This is a genomic window from Cryptosporangium sp. NPDC048952 (assembly GCF_043197895.1).
Classification (GTDB): Bacteria; Actinomycetota; Actinomycetes; order Mycobacteriales; family Cryptosporangiaceae; genus Cryptosporangium.
On sequence record NZ_JBICTY010000003.1, the window covers coordinates 587,645 to 608,737 of the forward strand.

Annotated in this window: 21 protein-coding genes; 13 read left to right on the forward strand and 8 right to left on the reverse strand. The window is 71.0% G+C overall.

Going from position 1 to position 21,093, the window contains the following annotated elements:
* Positions 1-11: 11 nt before the first annotated feature.
* Positions 12-926: a 4-hydroxy-tetrahydrodipicolinate synthase gene (dapA, locus tag ACGFY5_RS18790; protein WP_392721360.1), complete on the forward strand. Its 915-nt coding sequence runs from the start codon at positions 12-14 to the stop codon at positions 924-926.
* On the forward strand, positions 923-2,641 hold the full coding sequence (locus tag ACGFY5_RS18795; RefSeq protein WP_392721362.1) for a ribonuclease J: 1,719 nt from the start codon (positions 923-925) through the stop codon (positions 2,639-2,641). The genes dapA and ACGFY5_RS18795 overlap by 4 nt, the downstream gene beginning before the upstream one ends.
* Before the next feature lie 17 nt (positions 2,642-2,658).
* Here the strand turns inward: ACGFY5_RS18795 and ACGFY5_RS18800 are convergent, their stop codons facing one another.
* Positions 2,659-2,808, reverse strand: coding sequence for a hypothetical protein (locus ACGFY5_RS18800; protein WP_392721364.1), 150 nt, complete (start codon positions 2,806-2,808; stop codon positions 2,659-2,661).
* A gap of 161 nt (positions 2,809-2,969) precedes the next feature.
* On the opposite strand from ACGFY5_RS18800, the gene ACGFY5_RS18805 reads away from it, so the two are divergent.
* Entirely contained in the window at positions 2,970-5,540 is a 2,571-nt protein-coding gene (locus ACGFY5_RS18805; RefSeq protein WP_392721365.1) for a DNA translocase FtsK 4TM domain-containing protein, read from the forward strand.
* Between the two features lie 12 nt (positions 5,541-5,552).
* On the opposite strand, the gene ACGFY5_RS18810 is transcribed toward ACGFY5_RS18805, so the two are convergent.
* Positions 5,553-6,203 carry a hypothetical protein gene (locus ACGFY5_RS18810; protein WP_392721367.1) on the reverse strand — a complete coding sequence of 217 codons (651 nt, stop codon included), beginning with the start codon at positions 6,201-6,203 and terminating at the stop codon, positions 5,553-5,555.
* A 330-nt stretch (positions 6,204-6,533) separates the two neighbouring features.
* Here ACGFY5_RS18810 and ACGFY5_RS18815 point away from each other — a divergent pair, with 330 nt between their 5' ends.
* Positions 6,534-7,403, forward strand: coding sequence for a nucleoside-diphosphate kinase (locus ACGFY5_RS18815; RefSeq protein ID WP_392721369.1), 870 nt, complete (start codon positions 6,534-6,536; stop codon positions 7,401-7,403).
* On the opposite strand, the gene ACGFY5_RS18820 is transcribed toward ACGFY5_RS18815, so the two are convergent.
* Positions 7,331-7,969, reverse strand: a complete 639-nt coding sequence (locus tag ACGFY5_RS18820) for a peptide deformylase (protein ID WP_392721370.1) — start codon at positions 7,967-7,969, stop codon at positions 7,331-7,333. The genes ACGFY5_RS18815 and ACGFY5_RS18820 overlap by 73 nt on opposite strands.
* A 223-nt stretch (positions 7,970-8,192) precedes the next feature.
* Here ACGFY5_RS18820 and ACGFY5_RS18825 point away from each other — a divergent pair, with 223 nt between their 5' ends.
* Positions 8,193-8,843: an HAD family hydrolase gene (locus ACGFY5_RS18825; RefSeq protein WP_392722530.1), complete on the forward strand. Its 651-nt coding sequence runs from the start codon at positions 8,193-8,195 to the stop codon at positions 8,841-8,843.
* Here ACGFY5_RS18825 and ACGFY5_RS18830 read toward each other — a convergent pair.
* Positions 8,805-9,842 (reverse strand): helix-turn-helix domain-containing protein, encoded by a 1,038-nt coding sequence (locus ACGFY5_RS18830; protein ID WP_392721372.1) that lies wholly within the window; start codon positions 9,840-9,842, stop codon positions 8,805-8,807. The genes ACGFY5_RS18825 and ACGFY5_RS18830 overlap by 39 nt on opposite strands.
* A gap of 206 nt (positions 9,843-10,048) precedes the next feature.
* Here ACGFY5_RS18830 and rimO point away from each other — a divergent pair, with 206 nt between their 5' ends.
* The 7 genes from rimO to ACGFY5_RS18865 all read left to right on the forward strand — a co-directional run bounded on the left by rimO (position 10,049) and on the right by ACGFY5_RS18865 (position 15,868).
* On the forward strand, positions 10,049-11,626 hold the full coding sequence (gene rimO, locus ACGFY5_RS18835) for a 30S ribosomal protein S12 methylthiotransferase RimO (protein WP_392721373.1): 1,578 nt from the start codon (positions 10,049-10,051) through the stop codon (positions 11,624-11,626).
* A gap of 5 nt (positions 11,627-11,631) precedes the next feature.
* Positions 11,632-12,318, forward strand: a complete 687-nt coding sequence (gene pgsA / locus ACGFY5_RS18840; RefSeq protein WP_392722531.1) for a CDP-diacylglycerol--glycerol-3-phosphate 3-phosphatidyltransferase — start codon at positions 11,632-11,634, stop codon at positions 12,316-12,318.
* Positions 12,315-12,782, forward strand: coding sequence for a CinA family protein (locus ACGFY5_RS18845; RefSeq protein WP_392721374.1), 468 nt, complete (start codon positions 12,315-12,317; stop codon positions 12,780-12,782). The genes pgsA and ACGFY5_RS18845 overlap by 4 nt, the downstream gene beginning before the upstream one ends.
* A gap of 216 nt (positions 12,783-12,998) precedes the next feature.
* Positions 12,999-13,394: a helix-turn-helix domain-containing protein gene (locus ACGFY5_RS18850; protein WP_392721377.1), complete on the forward strand. Its 396-nt coding sequence runs from the start codon at positions 12,999-13,001 to the stop codon at positions 13,392-13,394.
* Positions 13,391-13,990, forward strand: a complete 600-nt coding sequence (locus ACGFY5_RS18855) for a helix-turn-helix domain-containing protein (protein WP_392721379.1) — start codon at positions 13,391-13,393, stop codon at positions 13,988-13,990. The genes ACGFY5_RS18850 and ACGFY5_RS18855 overlap by 4 nt, the downstream gene beginning before the upstream one ends.
* A gap of 165 nt (positions 13,991-14,155) precedes the next feature.
* Positions 14,156-15,016 carry a PspA/IM30 family protein gene (locus tag ACGFY5_RS18860; protein ID WP_392721381.1) on the forward strand — a complete coding sequence of 287 codons (861 nt, stop codon included), beginning with the start codon at positions 14,156-14,158 and terminating at the stop codon, positions 15,014-15,016.
* A gap of 15 nt (positions 15,017-15,031) precedes the next feature.
* Positions 15,032-15,868: a hypothetical protein gene (locus ACGFY5_RS18865; RefSeq protein WP_392721382.1), complete on the forward strand. Its 837-nt coding sequence runs from the start codon at positions 15,032-15,034 to the stop codon at positions 15,866-15,868.
* Here ACGFY5_RS18865 and ACGFY5_RS18870 read toward each other — a convergent pair.
* Positions 15,865-16,659, reverse strand: a complete 795-nt coding sequence (locus tag ACGFY5_RS18870; protein WP_392721383.1) for an Fpg/Nei family DNA glycosylase — start codon at positions 16,657-16,659, stop codon at positions 15,865-15,867. The genes ACGFY5_RS18865 and ACGFY5_RS18870 overlap by 4 nt on opposite strands.
* 111 nt (positions 16,660-16,770) lie before the next feature.
* Between ACGFY5_RS18870 and ACGFY5_RS18875 the strand changes: the two genes are divergently transcribed.
* Complete coding sequence (locus ACGFY5_RS18875; RefSeq protein WP_392721384.1) at positions 16,771-17,688, forward strand: hypothetical protein; 918 nt, start codon at positions 16,771-16,773, stop codon at positions 17,686-17,688.
* Here ACGFY5_RS18875 and ACGFY5_RS18880 read toward each other — a convergent pair.
* The 3 genes from ACGFY5_RS18880 to ACGFY5_RS18890 form a co-directional block, all read right to left on the reverse strand.
* Entirely contained in the window at positions 17,685-19,187 is a 1,503-nt protein-coding gene (locus tag ACGFY5_RS18880) for a DUF4153 domain-containing protein (protein ID WP_392721385.1), read from the reverse strand. The two genes, ACGFY5_RS18875 and ACGFY5_RS18880, sit on opposite strands and share 4 nt — an antisense overlap.
* Positions 19,188-19,253: 66 nt before the next feature.
* A complete protein-coding gene (locus ACGFY5_RS18885; RefSeq protein WP_392721387.1) occupies positions 19,254-20,375 on the reverse strand; it encodes an ATP-binding protein in 1,122 nt (373 codons plus the stop codon).
* Entirely contained in the window at positions 20,372-21,067 is a 696-nt protein-coding gene (locus tag ACGFY5_RS18890) for a response regulator transcription factor (RefSeq protein ID WP_392721390.1), read from the reverse strand. The genes ACGFY5_RS18885 and ACGFY5_RS18890 overlap by 4 nt, the downstream gene beginning before the upstream one ends.
* Positions 21,068-21,093: the final 26 nt, after the last annotated feature.

The window sequence follows — 21,093 nt, forward strand, 5'->3', positions numbered from 1 at the left end:
GCGTGAGCAGCATGAGTGCCGATCCACGGCGGCCGTTCGGCCGCGTTCTCACCGCCATGGTCACGCCGTTCGCGGCGGATGGGTCACTCGACCTCGAGGGCGCGCAGGCCGTGGCCGAGCACCTGGTCGACGTGGCCGGCAACGACGGTCTGATCGTCAACGGCACCACCGGCGAAGCGCCGACGATGACCGACGCCGAGAAGGAGTCGGTGTTGCGCGCGGTCCTCGAGGCCGTCGGCGACCGGGCGACGATCGTGGCCGGTGCGGGCAACAACGACACCCAGCACTCGCTGGAGCTCGTACGCACGGCCGAGAAGGCCGGCGCGCACGGCGTCCTCGTCGTTTCTCCGTACTACAACAAGCCGCCGCAGGCGGGTCTGGTCCGGCACGTCCGCACGCTCGGGGACGCCACCGGCCTGCCGATCATGCTGTACGACATCCCGCACCGCACGGGCGTGGCGTTCTCCACCGAGACGCTGATCGAGCTGTCGCAGCACCCGCGCGTGGTGGCGGTCAAGGACGCCAAGGGCGATCTGGCGGCCAGCGCCGAGGTGATCGCGAACTCCGGTCTGGCCTGGTACAGCGGTGACGACATCCTCACGCTGCCGCTGCTGTCGGTCGGCGCGGTCGGTGTCGTCAGCGTCACCGGGCACCTGGTCGGCCCCCGCATCCGCGCGATGATCGACGCGTTCGAACGTGGCGACGTGGCCGAGGCCACCGCCCTGCACCAGGCCATGCTGCCGGTCGATATCGGGGTCTTCCGTACCCAGGCAGCGATTCTCACCAAGGCCGCCTACAACCTGCTGGGTCTGCCCGGCGGGTCGGTGCGGTCCCCGCTGGTCGACGCGACGCCCGAGCAGATCGCTGTGCTCCGGGAAGACCTCGCGCGCGGCGGGGTGCACCTCGACAGCAAGGAGAACGCATGACCGTCCCGCCAGGGAGCAAGAAGGGGCAGCCGGTAGCGCCGGCGGTACTCGGACCGCCCCCGCCGCTCCCGGCCGGTGGCCTGCGCGTGCTGCCGCTGGGTGGGCTGGGGGCGATCGGCCGGAACATGACGGTCTTCGAGGCCGAGGGCCGCCTGCTCGTCGTCGATTGCGGTGTGTTGTTCCCCGAAGCCGACCAGCCGGGTGTCGACCTGATCCTCCCGGACTTCACGCCGATCGCGGACCGGCTGGACGACATCGAGGCGATCGTCCTCACCCACGGGCACGAGGACCACATCGGTGGTGTCCCGTACCTGCTGCGGCTCAAGCCCGACATCCCGCTGGTCGGTTCCCGCTTCACGCTCGCGCTGATCGAGGCGAAGCTGCGTGAGCATCGCATCGAGCCGTACAGCCTCACTGTGCGCGAGGGGCAGGCCGAGCAGCTCGGCCCGTTCGGCTGCGAGTTCTTCGCGGTCAACCACTCGATTCCCGACGCGCTCGCGGTGGCGATCCGCACGCCCGCCGGCACCGTGCTGCACACCGGCGACTTCAAGATGGACCAGCTGCCGCTCGACGGCCGGCTCACCGACCTGGGCGGCTTCCACCGCATCGGCCGGGAGGGCGTCGACCTGCTGCTCGCGGACTCGACGAACGCCGAGGTCCCGGGCTTCGTCACGTCCGAGCGCGAGATCGGGCCGGTGCTCGAGGATCTGTTCCGGTCGGCCAAGCGCAAGATCATCGTGGCGAGCTTCGCTTCCCACGTGCACCGCGTTCAGCAGGTGCTCGACGCCGCCCACGTGCACGGCCGCCGGGTCGCGTTCGTCGGGCGGTCGATGGTCCGCAACATGGGGGTCGCCCGCGACCTGAAGTTGCTGAAGATTCCCGAGGGGCTCGTCGTCTCGCTCGATGACGCCGCGAACCTTCCGCCCGAAAAGGTCGTCTTCATGTCGACCGGATCACAGGGCGAGCCGATGAGCGCGCTCGGACGCATGGTCTCGCGCGACCACCGCCACATCACGATCGAGCCTGGCGACACGGTCATCCTGGCCTCGTCGCTGGTGCCGGGCAACGAGAGCGCGGTCTACCGCGTCATCAACGGGCTCGCCCGGTGGGGCGCGAACGTGATCCACAAGGAAGTCGCCAAGGTCCACGTGTCCGGTCACGCCCCGGCCGGTGAGCTGCTGTACCTGCTGAACGCGGTGAAGCCGCGCAACTACATGCCGGTGCACGGCGAGTGGCGGCACCTGCAGGCCAACGCCCGCCTCGGCGCGCAGACCGGCGTGGCCGCCGATCGGATCATCCTCGCCGCGGACGGCGACGTCGTCGACCTGGTCAACGGCCGCGCGCGGATCACCGGGCACATCGACACGCACTACGTCTACGTGGACGGTCTGGCGGTCGGTGACGTCGGCGAGACCGCGCTCACCGAGCGGCGGATCCTCGGTGACGAGGGCTTCATCGCGGTCACCGTGGTGGTCGACGAGGCCACCGGCAAGGTCGTCGGTGGCCCGTTCGTCGCCGCCCGGGGCTTCGCCGACGACCCGACGGCGTTCGACCCGGTGCTTCCGCTGATCGAGCAGGCGCTGGAGTCCGCCGCGCTCGATGGTGTCATCGAGTCGCGGCAGCTCCAGCAGGCCGTGCGGCGCACCGTCGGGCGCTGGGTCAGCGACACCTACCGGCGTCGCCCGATGATCGTCCCAACGGTGCTCGAGGTCTAGCAGCCGTCTAGCAGCGTCTAGTAGCGGCGGCCCTTCAACCGGCTGGAGAGCTTGCGGAGCTTCTGCTGGTTGGAGGGCTTGCTCAGCTCACGCTGAGCCTGACCGATCAGCTGCTGGCCCTTCGGGGTGCGCGCGAACGCACGGATGCGGTTCATGATCGACGCCATCTGGCCGCCTTTCGGTTAGCACGGTCTTTCCTGGCGAACGTTCCTTCTCCAGTGAACAACGTCCGGACAAGCCGTAATCGTTCCGACACGTATGGTTGCGGCGTGTCGCACGACGGCGCGCTTCCGCAATCGACGAGTGTCGGCACGATACGGTCATCACCATGGCTGGTGGTTCGCGTGTGTCTGGTTCCAGAGGACCCGCGAAGAAGGCTGCCCCGCGCAAGACGACCGCGCGGAAGACCACCGCGGCCAAGGCCGCGCCCCGGAAGGCCACCGGCAAGGCGACAGCGGGCAAGCGGCCGGCCGCGCGCGCGAAAGCGCCGTCCCGCGTCCCCGGCCCCGGTCAGGCCTTTGTCAGCGCCTGGCTCATGGTCGCGCGGGGCGTCGGCGGGGGAGTTCGCGCCGCCGGACGGCAGGCATCGTCCGCGCGCGACCTTCCCCCGGAGCACCGGCGCGACGGCGCGGGACTCGCCGTCCTCGCGTTCGCGATCATCGCGGCCGCCGCGCTGTGGTTCAACGCGGGCGGCCCCACGGGTGAAGGCATCCGCGTCGCGGTCCGCTGGCTCGTCGGATCGGCGGCCGTCGCGCTGCCGCTCCTGTTCGGAGCCGCGGCCGTCCGCATGATGCGAACGCCGGCCGACCCCGAGCACCGTGGACGGATGCTCGTCGGATGGTCCGCGCTGACGATCGGTTTACTCGGCCTGTTCCACCTCGGAGCCGGTGACGCCGCCGACCCCGACACCTGGACGCACGCCGGCGGGGTGATCGGCCGGTTCGCGGCCGGGCCGCTGGTCGCCGCCGTCACCGCGTGGGTCGCGATCCCGATCCTGGTCCTCGTCGTCATCTTCGGCGTCCTGGTCGTCACCGCGACGCCGATCGCCGCCATTCCGGCCCGTCTCGACCAGCTCTGGGGCCTCACCCAGGGCCGCGTTCCGACGATCGAGCCCGACGTCGAGTACGACGAGGCTGGCCTGGAGGTAGTGGAAGACGCAATCGCGCCGCCGAAGCCCCGGCGTCGTCGCCGCACGGCCGACGGGCTCACGCCCGACACCGGTCCGGTGGGCGACCCGGAGGAGACCGGCGCCATCCGGCGGTCCGGTCCGGACAGTGTGCCCGCAGCGGGTGGAGTGCCCGGCCCGCGGCCGGGGGAGCGGCGTCCGAAGCCGTCGGACATCCCCGCCACACCGCCCAAGCCCGCCCCTGAACACACCCCGGCGCCGACGCGCTCCGAACAGCTCGCGCTCACCGCGACCGAGGGCGACTACCGCCTGCCTCCGCCCGACCTGCTCGCGGCCGGCCCGCCGGCCAAGACCCGCAGCCGCGCGAACGACACCGTGATCTCGGCGCTGACCGGCGTGTTCGAACAGTTCGACGTGGACGCTGCCGTCACCGGCTTCACCCGGGGCCCGACGGTGACGCGCTACGAGATCGAGCTCGGCCCCGCGGTGAAGGTGGAGCGCATCACGCAGCTCTCCCGGAACATCGCCTACGCCGTGAAGTCGCCGGACGTCCGGATCATCAGCCCGATCCCGGGAAAGTCGGCGGTCGGCGTCGAGATCCCGAACACCGACCGGGAGACCGTGTCGCTCGGCGACGTCCTGCGCAGCCACGCCGCCACCAGCGACGAGCACCCGATGCTGGTGGGCCTGGGCAAGGACATCGAGGGCGGTTACGTCGTCGCGAACCTCGCGAAGATGCCACACATCCTGGTGGCGGGCGCCACCGGAGCCGGTAAGTCCAGCTGCATCAACACGCTGCTGGTGTCGATCCTCACCCGGTCGACGCCGGACGAGGTGCGGCTGGTGCTGATCGACCCGAAGCGCGTGGAGCTGACGCTCTACGAGGGCATCCCGCACCTGGTCACGCCGATCATCACGAACGCCAAGAAGGCCGCGGACGCCCTGCAGTGGGTCGTGCGCGAGATGGACATGCGCTACGAGGACCTGGCGGCCTCCGGCGTCCGGCACATCGACGACTTCAACAAGCGCGTGAAGAGCGGCAAGATCGTCGCGCCCCCGGGCAGCGAGCGGGTCTACAAGCCCTACCCGTACCTGCTGGTGATCGTCGACGAGCTCGCCGACCTGATGATGGTGGCCCCGCGGGACGTCGAGGACGCGATCGTCCGGATCACGCAGCTGGCCCGAGCCGCCGGTATCCACCTGGTGCTGGCCACGCAGCGGCCGTCGGTCGATGTCGTCACCGGTCTGATCAAGGCCAACGTGCCGTCGCGGCTTGCGTTCAGCACCTCGTCGCTGGCCGACTCGCGGGTCATCATCGACCAGCCGGGCGCGGAGAAGCTCGTCGGCCGCGGTGACGGCCTGTTCCTGCCGATGGGTGCGTCCAAGCCGATCCGCATCCAGGGTGCGTGGGTCACCGAGAACGAGACCGCGGCGATCGTCAAGTTCTGCAAGGAGCAGCGCGATCCGGAGTTCCGCGAGGACGTCACGGCGCCGGTCGCGGCCAAGAAGGACATCGACGAGGACATCGGCGACGACCTGGACCTGCTCTGCCAGGCGGTCGAGCTGGTCGTGACGACGCAGTTCGGGTCGACGTCGATGCTCCAGCGCAAGCTGCGGGTCGGGTTCGCGAAGGCCGGGCGCCTGATGGACCTGATGGAGTCGCGCGGGGTCGTCGGTCCGTCCGAGGGCTCCAAGGCGCGGGACGTGCTCGTGAAGCCCGACGAGCTGGACTCGGTGCTGACGGTCCTCCGCGGCGGCGCTGCCGCGGAGTAGACCGCTGTCCGGTCAGGCCGGGTGGTGCGCTCCGAGCGCGGCCGCGCGCGCGCCGGCCTCGGCGGGCGTCAGAACTTCGTTGCCGACGACGACGGCCTCGAACATCGAAAGCGGGATGCGCTCGAACAGGGGCGAGCCCAGCGTGCCGAAGACGTTGGCGGGCACGAGCCGGTCCGGTGTGGTGACGACGACGGTGGGCAGACGCTCGGCCAGGTCGTGGGTACCGACGATGTTGAGCATCTCACCGGGGCCCAGGGCGTCGGCTCCGCAGAGACCGGTGCGCCCGTGCTCCGACGCCGAACCGAGTCGCGCCAGCAGGCGACGGGTGAGCCCGCTGCTCGGCGCGGTCACGAACTCGCCCGCGCGCCCGGCGAGCAGTCGGTGAGCGGTGTCGACGGCCGCCGTGGCGTCGGACTCCAGGCGCGCCGCGAAGCGCGGCAGTTCGGTGGCCGGATCGCCGGCGGCGAGCGCGCGCTCGAGGTGCCAGAGGCTCGCATACCCGGAGAGTTCCCGGCGCAAATAGCGCACGCATTGCGTTACGAGTTCCCTTTGGTCTGCGATTTCCTCGAGTTCGGAAATGGCGCGCAAGGTGACTCCGGTACATCCGACACCACGAACAGTGGTCAGCGCGACGAGTCTTGGGGGGATATCTTCCTCGGCCACCCTTCGACCTTTCCGATCCGTAGATGATTAATCGAGATCTAAGCTACCGTCGGGTGCAAGTGACCTGTCATCCGCGGTCGACTCAGTTTTATGCTGACCGAATACATGCACGCATTGCACTGCCGCGACTCCTCGTGGCGACCGGGAAACCCGCATTGTGCTGGGACGATGACGCTGTTCACGCTGGACTACCACACGCCTTTCTGGGAGGATGGGGTGTCTCGCTCAGAGCTTTCCCGCGTGGTCAGTGAATGGGAAATCATTCAACTTGACTCAGCTGCAATTCCCGTGCGGATGCGTACTGGTCTGGCCCGGTCGGCCGGTAAACAGTTGCTCTATTCCGTTGACACCTATTTCCGGGACGCCTGGGAAGATTTGTCGGGCGTCGCCGGAAAAGATGCCGTCGGCATCGCTGCCACGCACGCATTGTTGCTGCTCAAGCCCGACGCCGTCGTCCGGCGTCAGTTGACGCCGGCGATCGACTGGCTCACGACCCGCGGATGGCGGGTCGCCCACGCCGGACGCGTTCACGTGAACCGGTGGGCGATCCGCGCGTTCTGGCAGTACCAGTGGAACACCGCGACCCGCGACCGCCGCGAGATGGCCGACCTCTACATGACCGCTACCGATTCACTTCTGCTCGTGCTCGGAGCGCCCGGCGGGGCCGAGGGGGCCGCGGAGACGCTGACCCGGGCCAAGGGCACCTCCGATCCGACCCGCTGCCGCCCGGGGCAGCTGCGGTTCGCGCTCGGAACGCTCAACCAGCAACTCAACCTCGTCCACAGCGCTGACGAGCCGGCCGACCTCGTCCGCGAAATCGGCATCTGCTGCACCGAGGCCGAGCGCGCGGTGGTGTTCCGGGCGATGGCCGCCGGCACCGACGCGGAAGACGTCGCCCGGCGACTCGCGCGGACGCTGGAGAGCGAGCACGAGCCGCTGGACCTGACGCTGGCCGGCACCGTCGCCCGGCTCGTCGCGCGCCTGGGCGACGAGCCGGAACACGCCCGGCTCCGTCGGTGCCTGGAGGACGTCCGGGACGGTCGCGCGACCGGCTGGCGGTACGTCGTCGGGCTGGCCGAGCGGGCCGGCGTGCCGCTGACCCGCTGGGACCGGGTGGTGCTGGGCACCTACCTGCTCGACCCGACGCTGCCGGGCGTCGTGCCCCTGCTGCCGGACGCGTCGGCGGTCGTGACCTCGTAGGCGGTGCGCCGGTAGTGCTCGACCGGAATCGGCCGATCTCCGGCGGCCATGCGCTGGGTGTAGAGGACGCCGTTCAGGTGGTCGATCTCGTGCGCCACCAGTCGGGCGACGCTCCCCTCGAACGCCGAGGTGACCTGCGTGCCGTCCAGGCGCTGGTGGGCGATCAGCAGGTGCACCGGCCGCGCGACCTGTCCGCGGACGTCGAAGAAGCTCAGGCATCCCTCGAACCGGGTCTCGACAGCCGTCGACTGTTCTTGAATCCGGGGGTTGAGAAGCGTGATCACGTCGTCCTGCTCGGCCAGGTAGATGATCGCGGCGCGACGGTGGATCCCGATCTGGGGAGCCGCGAGGCCCATTCCCGTCCGGAAAGTGTGGATTTCGCGGACCTGAGCGGCCCGCTGGCGGAGCTTGGCGATCGTCCGTCGCGCCTCGGCTGCCTCGGCGGGGAGCCCGAAGTCCGTCGAAGGGAGCCGGAGCGAGGATTCGACGCTGTCCTGCGTGATGTCCAGCGTGCGCATGTCCGTACTGGACCCGCAGCGCAGGCGGCCGCTGAAGGGGGTGGTCACTGTGGTCAATGTGACGCGAGGGGCTCGTGATGGCACGGATGGGCAGATTAGCGGTTCGAGGCCTCCTCGCGCTGCCGCCTCACCGAAGGGTGATTCTCATCCATTCTCACGCCGATGCGGCCCCTGACCGATTGCGGCAGGCCGGGGTTGCGAATCACGCTTAGGTGTGTCGCACTTGCCGGGAAGTGAGGAAAGCCCACAGGACGACGTCGCATTACGGGTGGTGCTGTTCGATATGGACGGCACTCTCGTAGCGAGCGACGCGGTGTGGGATCGGGCCCTGACCGAGCTGGCGGCCGCACACGGCGGCCAGCTGTCGGCAGACTTCTTCGTCCAGATTGTTGGATTGGCCACTGTCGAGGCGATCGCGATCGCCCACGAGGCTCTGGGCCTGTCCGGAGACCAACTTCTCGAACGTGACCTCCAGTGGCTGCACGACCGGGTGCTCGACCTGTTCGACGAGACCCGGCCACCGTGGTTCGACGGAGCCCGCGACCTGGTCAGCGCCGTGCGGGCCGCCGGCCTCGGTACCGGGCTGGTGACCTCCTCGGGCCGCGAGCACGTGAACGCGGCCCTGGCCGAGACCGACCGTCACCGCTTCGACGTCATCGTGTGCGGCGACGACGTGGCAGCGCCGAAGCCCAGCCCGGAGCCCTACCTGAGCGCGGCGGCCGCGCTGGGCGTCGACCCCGCCGAGTGCGCGGTGGTCGAGGACTCCGCGATCGGCGTGGCGAGCGCGCTGGCCGCCGGCTGCCGCGTCGTCGGCGTGACACCGGTGACCAGCGACTGCGTCACCGTCGGAGGGATCGCGGAGGTCGACCTCGACCTCCTGCGCTCACTGCAGCACGGCAGGCCGTCGACGATTCAGGGCTGAGCGGCGTGCGCCGGATCTGGAATGGTCGGAGCGCTCACTGTGCTCCGACCGCTCGGCCCGGTCGGTCGCGCGTCCGACGCGCAGACCCGCGCCCGGACCGTTCTGGAACTGCCACAGCAGCCGATACCGCGCGTTGAGCTGCGGCTGCGGGACCTCCCAGAACCACTCGACCTCACCGTCGGGGGTGGACGTCACCTGCGGCGTGACCCCCAGTGGGGATCCGTCCGCGGTCATCGAGGTCTCGGTGCCCCACACCCGTGGCTCCAGGTCGGCGGGGAACGTGAGGCGGACCGACAGGTAGCGGGTGGGCAGCCGGATCGCGCGCTGGAACCAGTGGCCCCAGATGTCCTCCGCCACCGTGTACGAGTACTCGATCCAGGTGCGCGCACCGGGGTAGAGGGGGAACTCGTAGTCGCCGTGGCGGAACTGCAGCCACACCTGCTTGGCGAACGGCTGGTCGTTCGTCACCCGGTGGTCCATCGGCTCACCGTTGCAGGTCGCCTGCAGGTTGATCATGTCCCAGGTGAGCGGCGTCTCGGACCGGTCGTCGCTGGTGATCTTGATCCAGTAGAGCGTCACCGGCTTGCTGCCCACGTTGTGCAGGTAGCGGCGGATCGTCATCACGTAGTTCTGGCCGTCGAAGCGCATCGAGGCTTCTTCCCGCTCGACCACCAGGTCGGACGACGGGTCGGCGGTGACCGAAACCGGCACCGCGGCACCGGCGGCCGCGTTCTGCCGGGTGCGGTCGTACTCCCGCCACAGGGCCCAGAGCCGGCCACCGAGCCCGAGGACGTCGTCCGCACGGCGTGCGAAGTCCTCCGTGGGGCGGTGGCGCCCACTCTCGATGTGGCTGACGTAGGACGGATCGAAAGACATCCGTCGCGCCAATGCCTTCTTGGATAATCCGGCATCGACACGTCGCCTCGTCAGCTCCGTGCGAAACGCATCCATCGCCGCTGTCACCTGCGTCACCGGGGTCGTCGTGACGTCATGGTCCATGTGCGCACCTCACTGAGTGCGTGGACTTACTCCACACACTGTAAGCCGTACGAGCGTCAGGCGGCGACGTGTATGCAGACCTGGCCCGGTTTACGTGAATTCTTCCGGTGGAATCTGTCACATTCGCCCCGATCGGTTCCATACGGCGTCGCCTGCGGGGTCACGGTCCGGCGGGAGAACCCATCATCGGCCGGTAGGCTCGCCGCATGCCTCGGAATGCCGGCGACCGACGTGTCGCTCTCGTCACGCTGGGCTGCGCGCGCAACGAGGTCGACTCCGAAGAGCTCGCCGGCCGCCTGGCCGGTGACGGCTGGGAACTGGTCGACGACTCCTCGAACGCCGACGTGGTCCTCGTGAACACGTGTGGGTTCGTCGAGCAGGCCAAGAAGGATTCGGTCGACACGCTGCTCGCCGCGTCCGACAGCGGTGCGAAGGTCGTCGCGGCCGGCTGCATGGCCGAGCGCTACGGCAACGAGCTGGCCACCGCGCTGCCCGAAGCCGACGCCGTCCTGGGCTTCGACGACTACACGTCGATCTCCGACCGGCTCAACCGGGTGCTCGCGGGTGAGGAGCTCACCGCTCACACGCCGCGCGACCGGCGGAAGCTGCTGCCGATCAGCCCGGTGGACCGCGCTGCCGCTCCGGTCGCCATCCCCGGCCACGCCGCCGTCGTGGCGCCCGGGCCGGGTGCACCGGGCCGCGCAGGCGCGGCGGCCGATCCCGGCGCGCCGGGCGATTCCGGCGCGGGGGAGCTCCAGGGGGCGCCGGCGAGTGGGCCGCGGGTGCTGCGGCGGCGGCTCGAAGGCGGCCCGGTCGCTCCCTTGAAGCTGGCCAGCGGCTGCGACCGACGGTGCGCGTTCTGCGCGATCCCGTCCTTCCGCGGCGCGTTCGTCTCCCGACGGCCCACCGAGATCGTCGAGGAAGCGCGGTGGCTGGCGTCGCAGGGCGTCCGCGAGGTCGTCCTGGTCAGCGAGAACTCCTCGTCGTACGGCAAGGACCTCGGCGACCCCCGCCTGCTGGAGGCCCTCCTGCCGGAGCTGGCCGCCGTGCCCGGCATCGTCCGCGTCCGCGTCTCCTACCTGCAGCCGGCCGAGACCCGGCCATCGCTGATCAAGGTCATCGCCGAGACGCCCGGTGTCGTGCCCTACTTCGACCTGTCGTTCCAGCACTCCAGCGAGCCGGTGCTGCGCCGGATGCGTCGCTTCGGCTCCACCGAGCGGTTCCTGGAGCTGCTGGCGGCCGCCCGCGAGCTCGCGCCCGAGGCCGGCGTGCGTTCCAACTTCATCGTCGGCTTCCCCGGTGAGACCAAGGCCGACGTCGCCGAGCTCGCCCGGTTCCTGACCGCGGCGCGGCTCGACGCGATCGGCGTGTTCGGCTACTCCGACGAGGACGGCACCGAGGCCGCGACGCTTCCCGGCAAGGTGCGCCGCGACACGGTCGACCGCCGCTACGACCGCATCTCCCGGCTCGCCGAGGAGCTCACCGCGCAACGCGCCGAGGAGCGCCACGGCACGATCGTCGAGGTGCTGGTGGAGTCGGTGTCGGACGACGGCACGGCCGAGGGCCGGGGGGAACACCAGGCGCCCGAGGTCGACGGTTCGGTGACGCTGCGCGGCGACTGTCCGGTGCTCGGCCGCCTCGCCGTCGGCGATCTGGTCCGTGCCCGGGTCACCGGCAGCCTCGGTGTCGATCTGGACGCCGAGGTGCTGGGCGTCGTCGACCGGGTCGGCGTCGACCCTTCGCTCCTCGAGCGGGCTCCAGTGCCCGTCGGCTCTGGCGGATGAGCGGCGTGGCGGCCGGCGCTGAGTCGCAGGACGTTCCGAAGAAGCAGGCGCCGCTGCTGAACGCGGCGAACTTCCTCACCGCACTCCGGATCGTGCTCGTTCCGGTGTTCGTCGCCGCGCTGATCGTGTCGGGCGGCACGCACGCCGGGTGGCTGTGGACCTCGGCCACGCTGTTCGTGATCGCGTCGATCACCGACTACTGGGACGGCCGGATCGCCCGCGCCCACGACCTGGTGACGCCGTTCGGCGCGGTCGCCGACCCGATCGCGGACAAGGCGCTCACCGGCGCAGCGCTGATCGGGCTGTCGGCGTACGACCTGCTGCCGTGGTGGGTCACTGCCGTGATCATCGTTCGCGAGCTCGGCGTCACGGCCCTGCGGTTCTGGGTGATCCGGCACGGCGTGATCGCGGCCAGCCGGGGCGGGAAGCTCAAGACGCTGCTCCAGGTCATCGCGATCATCTGGTACCTCTGCCCGATCCCGGACCCGCTGGACCACGTCGGCACCGTCGTGATGGGAGCGGCGGTGCTCGCGACCGTCGTGACAGGAGCGGACTACGTGGTCCGCGCCCTGCGCCTGCGCCGCGAGGGCCGCGCACGCGCTTCCGGCGGCGTCGTCGACGGCGGCGGCGGCGACCGCGCGGAAGGGCCGGCCGCGAACGGCGGGCAGAGCGCCGCCGGCGGTCCGCGGTGACCGAGGCGACAGCTGCGGGGGTGCTCGCGGCGCTGCGGGAGCGGGGCGAGACGCTCGCGACGGCGGAGTCGCTCACCGGCGGCCTGCTCGCCGCCCACCTCGTTGACGTGCCCGGGGCGTCCCGGGTGTTCCGCGGCGGCATCGTCGCGTACGCCACCGAGCTGAAGGCCGCGCTCGTGGGCGTCGACGCCGATCTGCTCGACCGGCTCGGCCCGGTCGCCGCCGAGGTCGCGGCCGCGCTCGCCGACGGCACCCGGCAGCGCTGCGGCGCCGACTGGGGGATCGGCACCACCGGCGTCGCCGGCCCCGACCCGCAGGACGGGAAGCCCGCCGGCACCGTGTTCGTGGGCGTCGCGGGCCCGGACGGGGTCGTCACCCGGGCGCTGCACCTCGACGGTGACCGCGCCGCGATCCGCGCCGCGACCGTCACCGAGGCCATCGGCCTGCTCGCGTCCCGCCTCTGAGCGCGCGGGAAGCCCGGGAGACCCTGGGACGTTACGTACTCCGATGCTTGAAGCAGACGAAATCCGACGGCTACCCGACCCGGCGATGAACGGCCAGCGGTTACGCCCTGGGCAAACCTCGGCCTCTCGACGGCCCGTCACCGTGCCTCCGGCTGCGAGCCCGGAGTACGGTGACTCCATGCCTGATCCCTGGCAGCTGTGCGAGAGGGGTGCCTGATGGTCCTGCTGCGCCGGATCCTCGGCGACACGCTGCGATCGCAGCGGCTCGCCCAGCGACGCACTCTTCGTGAGGTGTCCTCGGCCGCGAAAGTCAGCCTCGGTTACCTGTCCGAGGTCGAACGCGGTCAGAAGGAGGCCTCCTCCGAGCTGCTTTCGTCGATCTGCGAGGCGCTCGGCGTCCCGCTCTCGGAAGTGCTGCGCGACGTGAGCGACACGCTCGAGGTCGCCGAGACCACGCCCGCCGCGAGTGCGAGCACGGCGGTGCTCAACGCCGTCGGCGGCGACGGCGCCGAGCTGGAGGTCGTCGGCGTCGGTACCAACGGCCCGAGCCGGCTCGAAGTCCACCTCGACCTGGACACGCGCGGCCGCCACCGGGTGGTCGCGGCAGCGTGACCCGGGACACCGGGGAGCTCCCGCTGGACTGGAGCGACGTCGAACGCACACGTGGAACCCGGGTACGCGCCGGCAATGCCATGGGGCGCACCCGGGCGTCGCTGCTCGACGCTGCCGTCCGGCTGATCGCCGAACGCGGCACGCGCCGGACGTCGATGACCGACATCGCGCAGGCCGCCGGCATCGCCAAGGGAACGCTCTACAACCACTTCCGTAACAAGGACGAGGTGTTCGCCGCCCTCGTCGAGGCCGAGATCACGCTCATCGCCGACGAGTGCCGCGGCGTCGAACTCGAGGACGCGCTGGCGATCGCCGCCATCCGCCTCGACACGCATCCGGCGTTGCGTCGGGTTGCCGACGATGATCCGGCGGCCCTCGCGGCCCTGGTAGGGGCCCCGATGCACGCCGCGGGACGGCGGGCTGCCCTGGCGGGTGCCGCCGAGTTGCTGGCCGCCTGCGGCCGTGACCCCCGCGGGGCCGATCTGGTCGTTCGTTGGCTGGCCAGCCATCTCGCCGCCCCGGACGCCGACGACGCCGAGGGGTCCGCGCGTCTGCTCGCTGCCGTCCTCCCGCTGCGGGTTCTGGCTACGGTCTGACCCTGAGCTCCACCCTGAGGTTCCCCTGAGCCTGGCCTCGAGCAGGTGACGATGGTGCGAAGGCCTGAGACGATAGGGGAAACGCACTTCGAGGGTCGAGCACGACTGGCAGCCGCGGCCGGCCCCGCTTTGGTCGCACGCGCCACAGGGGAGTTGAGGGATCCGATGGCCAACCCGATCATCAAGGCCTGGAAGTACTTCATGGCGTCATTGGGCGCCACGGTCGACGCGCACGCCGACCCGAAGGTTCAGATCGAGCAGGCCATTGACGACGCGAAGAACCAGCACCGTGCGCTCGTCGAGCAGGCCGCGAACGTGATCGGCAACCAGCGTCAGCTCGAACTGAAGCTGTCCCGCCAGATGACGCAGGTGGAGAAGCTGCAGGGCTCCGCGCGCCAGGCGCTGGTGCTCGCCGACAAGGCCCGTGCCGAGGGCAACGAGCAGCAGGCCACCCAGTACGAGCAGACCGCTACGGCGTTCGCCACTCAGCTGGTGGCCGGCGAGCAGGCGCTCGAAGATCTCAAGACGCTGCACGACCAGGCGTTGTCGGCCGCACAGCAGGCCAAGCAGGCCGTCGACAGCAACGCGATGCTGCTGCAGCAGCGGCTCGCCGAGCGGGCGCAGCTGCTCAACCAGCTCGAGCAGGCCAAGATGCAGGAGCGCGTGGCCGACTCGCTGCAGGGCATGTCGCAGCTCACCGCGTCGGGCAACGTGCCCAGCCTGGACGAGGTGCGCGAGAAGATCGAAGCCCGCTACGCCACCGCGATGGGCCGCTCCGAGCTCGCCCAGAACTCGGTGGAGGGCCGCATGCTCGAGGTGCAGAAGTCCGCGCTCGACATGGCCGGCGCGTCCCGGCTGGACCAGATCCGCGCCAGCATGGCCGGTGGCCAGCTCGGCTCCGGTCAGCAGCAGCCGGCAGTGGACTCGGCTCCGGCCTCGTCGAACGGCTCGCTGCCGCTGGCGGAGCAGCGCCTGGCCGAGCTGCGGCGGGAAACCGACGCCTCGTCGAGCCGGCCGCCGGCGTGATCGTGAGCTGACGTGATGATGGGGACGCGGGGCCCGGACGCCCGGGAACGACACCTGCGCGCACTGCGCAAAGCTCGGAACAAGGCACGGGCCTGGGGTGTGTGGGCCGCGACGATCGGCGGGAGCGCGATCGTCGCGGTGCCCTACGCGGGGCTGGGTCTGCCCGACATCCTGTGGGCGGGCGCGGCCGGTGGCGCCACCGCGATGGCCGTTCTGCGCCGTCGCGACCATCGGGAACTCGCGGCCGCGCCGGTGCCCGAACCGGAGCCGCGGCGGGACCTGACGATCGGGCAGCGGCTGGCGCCGCTGCTCGGGCCGCGGTTCGGTGCGCTGATCGACCACCCGCACCGCGTCGTGCTGCCGGTCACTTCGCCCGGCTACGACGCCGCGCAGCGTCTGAACAACGCCGCGCGGGTGCTGCCGCAGATGCTCGATCGGCTCGGGCCCTACCGCGGCCAGCTACCCGCCGAGGCCGAGTCGGCCCACGTCGCGCTCCGCGACCTGGGCAACCGGCTCGGGCTGGTGGAGAAGACGCTCGCGTCGGCCGCGCCCGAGGCGCGTCCGTCGTTGACGGTGGCGCGCGACGAGCTGGTGGCGCGCTTCGTCGAGGGCGTCGACGCGTACGAGGCGCTGACGACGGCGACGGCCGAGTGCGTCGCCGCGGTGTCCCGCGGTGGCGAGAACAGCGTGAGCATGCGGCTCACCGAGGCCGCCGACCGGCTCGCCGGCCTCTCCTACGGGCTCAACACGGTCCACGACACGAACCGGGAGCGGGGTGTGGAGGACGTCGATTTCGGCACGTTGCCGCTCAACACCACTGCTCGTCGCGCGCGGCGTGGCGTCCAGCATTAGAGCGGTTGGCAGTGTTTGCAGTAGAAGACGGTCCGCTCGGCATCGGTGCCCTCGGCGCCGGAGCCGAGCGGTTCGGCCGTGATTCGGGTGCCGCACCGTAGGCACGGCCGGTTGCGGCGGCCGTAGACGTAACGCTCCTGGCCGCGGATCAGCGAGCCGGTCGTCGACTGCTCCACGCGCGAGCGGTTCGCGTACAGCAGCCGCTGGGCCGTCTTCACGAGGCCGTGCAGGTCGGTGACCTCGCCGGTCGGCACCGAGGGGTGCACACCGCGCAGGAACAGCACCTCGGCCCGGTACAGGTTGCCGATTCCCGCCAGGTTGCGCTGATCGAGCAGCGCCAGGCCGATCGGTCGCTCGGGTGTGGCGAGCAGGCGCCGCACGGCTTCGTCGGCGTCCCAGTCCGGGCCGAGCAGGTCGGGGCCCAGGTGGCCGACCAGCGACGACTCCTCGTCGGTGCGCACCACCTCGAGGTCGTGCAGCCGCGCGCCGACCGCGACGACGTCGTCGGTGGTGAGCACGACACGCACCTGGTGGCCCGGCGACCGCCAGCGTTCCCGCGGCCGGTAGATCCACCAGTTGCCGTCCATCTTCAGATGGCTGTGCAGCGTGAGCCCGTCGCTGAGCCGCAGCATCAGGTGCTTCCCGCGCGGCACGCACCCGGTGACCGTGCGGCCGGACAAATCCACCAGCGCCAGCCGCGGGGTTCGCAGATCGGACGTGACGATCTTCTTCCCGGCCAGCGCGGCGTCCAGCCGGGCTGCGGTACGGAACACCACGTCTCCCTCGGGCATGTCCCTATCGTGCCTTCCACTGAACGGTTGAGCCGTCCCGGGCGGCTGCACGTTTCGGACGTAGGCAGGGCAGTATGGATGCGCATACGACGAGAGGGAGACCGACGTTCGATGCCGACCCAGCCCGGATACCGGTACCGCCGCTCCGCGGTCACCGAGGCACGTCACGGTCAGGATCGCGTCGTCGCGGTCCGGCGGCGTCCACGCCGCAAGCTGATCGGGACGCTGGTCGTGATCCTCCTACTGGTCCCGGCCGCGCTGCTCGCGGCCAAGTCGCTGTTCAGCACGATGAACGGCACCGCGGCCGACCCGGAGCTGGCTGTCGAGTCGCCGGTGCCCACGACCCCGTCGCTGAACCCGAACGACCCGTTCGACGGCACCCCTGCACTCAACTACACACCGGCCGAACAGGGCATCAAGCTTCCGGATGCCACAAAAACCGGCAAATGGTCCTCCAAGGACGTCGGTGCCGTGCTGGAAAAAACCAAGACCGTGCTCCTTTCGGCCCGTACCGACCCGAAGGTCCTCGGCGGCGATTCAAGTACCTATGTCGACGCTCTGGCGCCGAACGTCCGCTCGCAGGTGAAGAAGGAGATCGTCAGCGGCAAGGACACGCTCGGCTACGTGACGAACCTCGGCGCCGGGTACACGCTGGCCAAGCCGATCCGTGCGGTCGGGTCGCTCACCGTGACCACCGGCTCGTTGGAGCAGTTGGTCGTGCGGGCGGACGTCGTCTGGATCTATCCGTTGGCCGGGCCGCTGCCCGGCGGGTCGAAGGGCGCGGGCGTCCGGCTCGTCGTGCTGCACACCGTCGAGAGCTACGAGTGGTTCCCGTCCAAGGGCTTCGCGGACGAGGACCAGGGCGCCCGGCCCGGCGCGGGGGAGCGCGCGGTGTTCAACGCCGACTGCCCCAAGTACCTGCAGGGTGCGCTCGCGCTCCCGGAGACGCCGGTGAAGGACCCGGTCGAGGGCAACGAGGCCGTCTTCATCGCGACGACCCCGCTCACCTCGTTCCCGACGGGTTGCTAGCAGTTCTTTACCGGGTGGGCCTGCAGGATTGCCCGGGCCCGGACTCGGCCGACGTTCGCGGTGTACCAGGCCTCGTCGCCGTTGAGCTGGTATTCCATGAGCTGGAGCGCGCAGGCCCGCTGCGGCGCGGGGAGCCGGTCGAGCGCGGGGACCGCATCCGGTGACAGGTCCGCCAGCGACGCGACGTCGATCCGGCCGGTCTCGGCGTAGCGGGCGACGTTCCGCTCGGCGATGAACCCGTCGGGGTTCACGGTGGCGAGCGCGAGCAGCGTCAGCGCGCCGGTCGCGATGACCGCGCGCGGCAGCCAGCGTCCGCGCAGCCGGATCCCGGCGAACCCGACCAGCACGAACACCGCTCCCAACCACAGTTCGACGGCCTGGACCAGCACGCGGAGCCGGGTGAAACCGTAGGCGTCCTCGTAGATCCACATCCGGCGCAGCGCCGACGCCACCACCAGCACGGCCAGTACGCACAGCGCGCCGAGGAGCACCCGCAGTGTGGTCCGGTCCGCGCGGGTCTCGCGCCGGGCGACGCGGACGACGACGGCCACGACGAGCAGCGTCAGCGCGGTGACCGCGAGCAGCTGCCAGAAGCCCTGCCGGGCGTACTCGGCGTAGGTGAGGCCGGAGGTGCGCAGCACGTGCTGGTTCCCGTCGGCCAGAACCACGAGCTGGACGACGACGAAGCACGCGAACAGCGTGTTGAGCGCTCCGAGGGGAATCGCCCACTCGAGGCGGGAGCGGCCCGTGCCTCGGGCGGGGATGATCGCGTCGAAGTCGGGTTTCTGATGGGCGAGGCAGGCTGCGACGAGTACACCGGCCGTGACGAGGACCCCGACGATCGTGCGGACGATCGCGAGGGCTGGTGGGACCTCGGGAACGAGGCCGCCGAGGAGGTCGGCGAAGACCGGGTCGGCGCCGGCGAACAGACCGCCGAAGACGACGAGCAGGAGCACCGACACCGTGCCGACGACGAGGACACGGCCGACGGGTGCGCCCTTCGTGCGCGGGGCGATGCCGCGGCCGGTCCAGCGCGCGGCGCGGCTGACCGCGCCGAGCGGGGCGAACGTGCCGAGCAGGAGGCCGGTCCAGGTTCGGCCGGCGGTGATCGCGAGCAGCGCGGTGAGGGCGCCGGCGAGGATGCAGAGGGCGATGAGCCAGGGGGCGGAGCGGAAGGTCGCGACGCCGAAGAGCGCGACGGAAAGCGCGGCGAACCCGACTTGGAGCGGGGTTGTCGCATTGTTCGCCAGTGCGGTGACCAGGACGGCGAGTGCCAGGAGCCCCAGGCCGAGACCGATCTCGTCGGCGACCAGGACGAGGGCGCCGAGGATTCCCGTGGCCGCCGCCCCGATCAGGACGGTGAGGGGGGCGGGTGCCGTGGACACCGGCCAGATCCGGTCGGACCACAGCGGCGGTACGGGGTGGGTGCCCGGCCAGAGTTCGGGGGGCGGTGCTTTCGTGAGTTCGGCCGGTTTGTCGGGTGACTCGGTTTCGGGCACGGGGCTCCCTCGGTGGGGGTGTTTCGGGCATGGCGGACCGAGCTGTCGTTGCTCTGGCGGGGACTCTCAGGCGGGCAGGGTGACCTGGATTCGGCAGCCCGGACCGGTGTCGGCGACGGAGATCGTGCCGTCGTGCAACTCGACCGCCCACCGGGCGATCGCCAACCCCAGGCCGGTGCCGCCGTCACGCGCGATGGCGGGCGTCGAACCCCGGCTGAACCGGTCGAAGACCCGGGTGCGCTCCTCCGGTGGAATGCCGGGCCCCTCGTCGGTCACTTCGAGCAGCAGGCCGGTGCCGGATTCCGGTCCCGGCCCGGACTGTGTTCCCAGCCCGGACTCTGTTCCCAGCGCGGGCTCTGTTCCCAGCGCGGACTCTGTTCCCAGCGCGGGAAGGCCCCTGGCGCGTACCAGGACCCGGCCGCCCGGCGGGCTGTGCCGGGCCGCGTTGTCCAGCAGGTTCGCCACGACCTGGTGCAGCCGCGCTTCGTCGGCGCTGATCTCGAGCCCCGCCGGGAGCACGTCGACCTCGATCGTCACCCGGTCGCTGCCGACGGTCGCAGCGTCGACTGCGGCGGTCAGGAACGGTTCGAGCTTCACCGGGCTGCGGCGCAGCGGCGCCACTCCGGCGTCCAGGCGGGACAGGTCGAGGAGTTCGGTGACCAGCCGGGTCAGGCGCTCGGTCTGGGCGAGCGCGGTGCCCAGCGTCGCCGGGTCCGGTTCGGCGAGTCCGTCAACGATGTTCTCCAGCACCGCCTGCAGCGCGGTGATCGGTGTCCGGAGCTCGTGGGAGACGTTCGCGATCAGCTCTCGGCGCTGGCGGTCCGCGGCTTCCAGGTCCGCGGCCATGCGGTTGAACGCGCGGGCGAGCTCACCGACCTCGTCGCGGGACGTGGCCGGGACCCGCTGGCTGTAGTCGCCGCGGCTCATCGTCCGCGCGGCCGCGGTCATCGCCCGGATCGGCTGCGTGGTGCCGTGCGCGAGCAGTTGCGACGTGACCAGCGCGACGGTCAGCGCCGTGGCCATCGTCCAGAACGGGAAGAAGCCGAGCACCAGCGAGAAGTACGCGAACCCGATCCCGCCCGATCCGACGAGCAGGATCGCCAGCTTCAGCTTGATCGAGCGGATCCGGCCGAGCGGCTGGGGGAGCTGCCGGAGGCGGCCCGCCACGGCATTCCAGATCCGCCTCATCGCGCGGTTTCCCAGGCGTAGCCGACGCCGTGCACGGTGCGGATCCGATCGCCGCCGAGCTTGCGTCGCAGGGCTTTGATGTGGCTGTCGACGGTGCGGCTGCCCGCGCTGTCCGTCCAGCCCCAGACAGCGCTGAGCAGCCGCTCCCGGGGCAGCACCGCGCGGGGCCGGGACATCAGGCAGACCAGCAGGTCGAACTCGGTGCGCGTGAGGTGGACCTCTTCGCCGGTCACCCGGACGCGACGCTCGGTGAGACTGATCTCGACGTCGTCGAGCGTCAGGCTCTTCTCCTCCGGCGGCGGGGCGCTCGCCAGCTCGGTGGCGCGGTCGACGCGGCGGAGCAGCGCGTGGGTGCGGGCGACGAGTTCGCGCATGCTGAACGGCTTGGTCAGGTAGTCGTCGGCGCCGACGGCGAGCCCGACGAGGAGGTCCGTCTCGGCGTCCCGCGCGGTGAGCATCAGCACCGGCACCGCGCGCTCGGCCTGCAGCCGGCGGCAGACCTCGAGCCCGTCGAAGCCCGGCAGCATGATGTCGAGCACGACCAGGTCGTGCGGGCGGGCGACGAACGCCGCCACCGCGGAGGGTCCGTCGCCCGCGAGCTCGACCTCGAATCCCTCGGCCCGCAGCCGGGTCGCGATCGACTCGGCGATCGTCTGCTCGTCCTCGACCACGAGAACTCGGCGCTCGCTCATGCCGCTGACTGTAGGAGCCCCCGGTG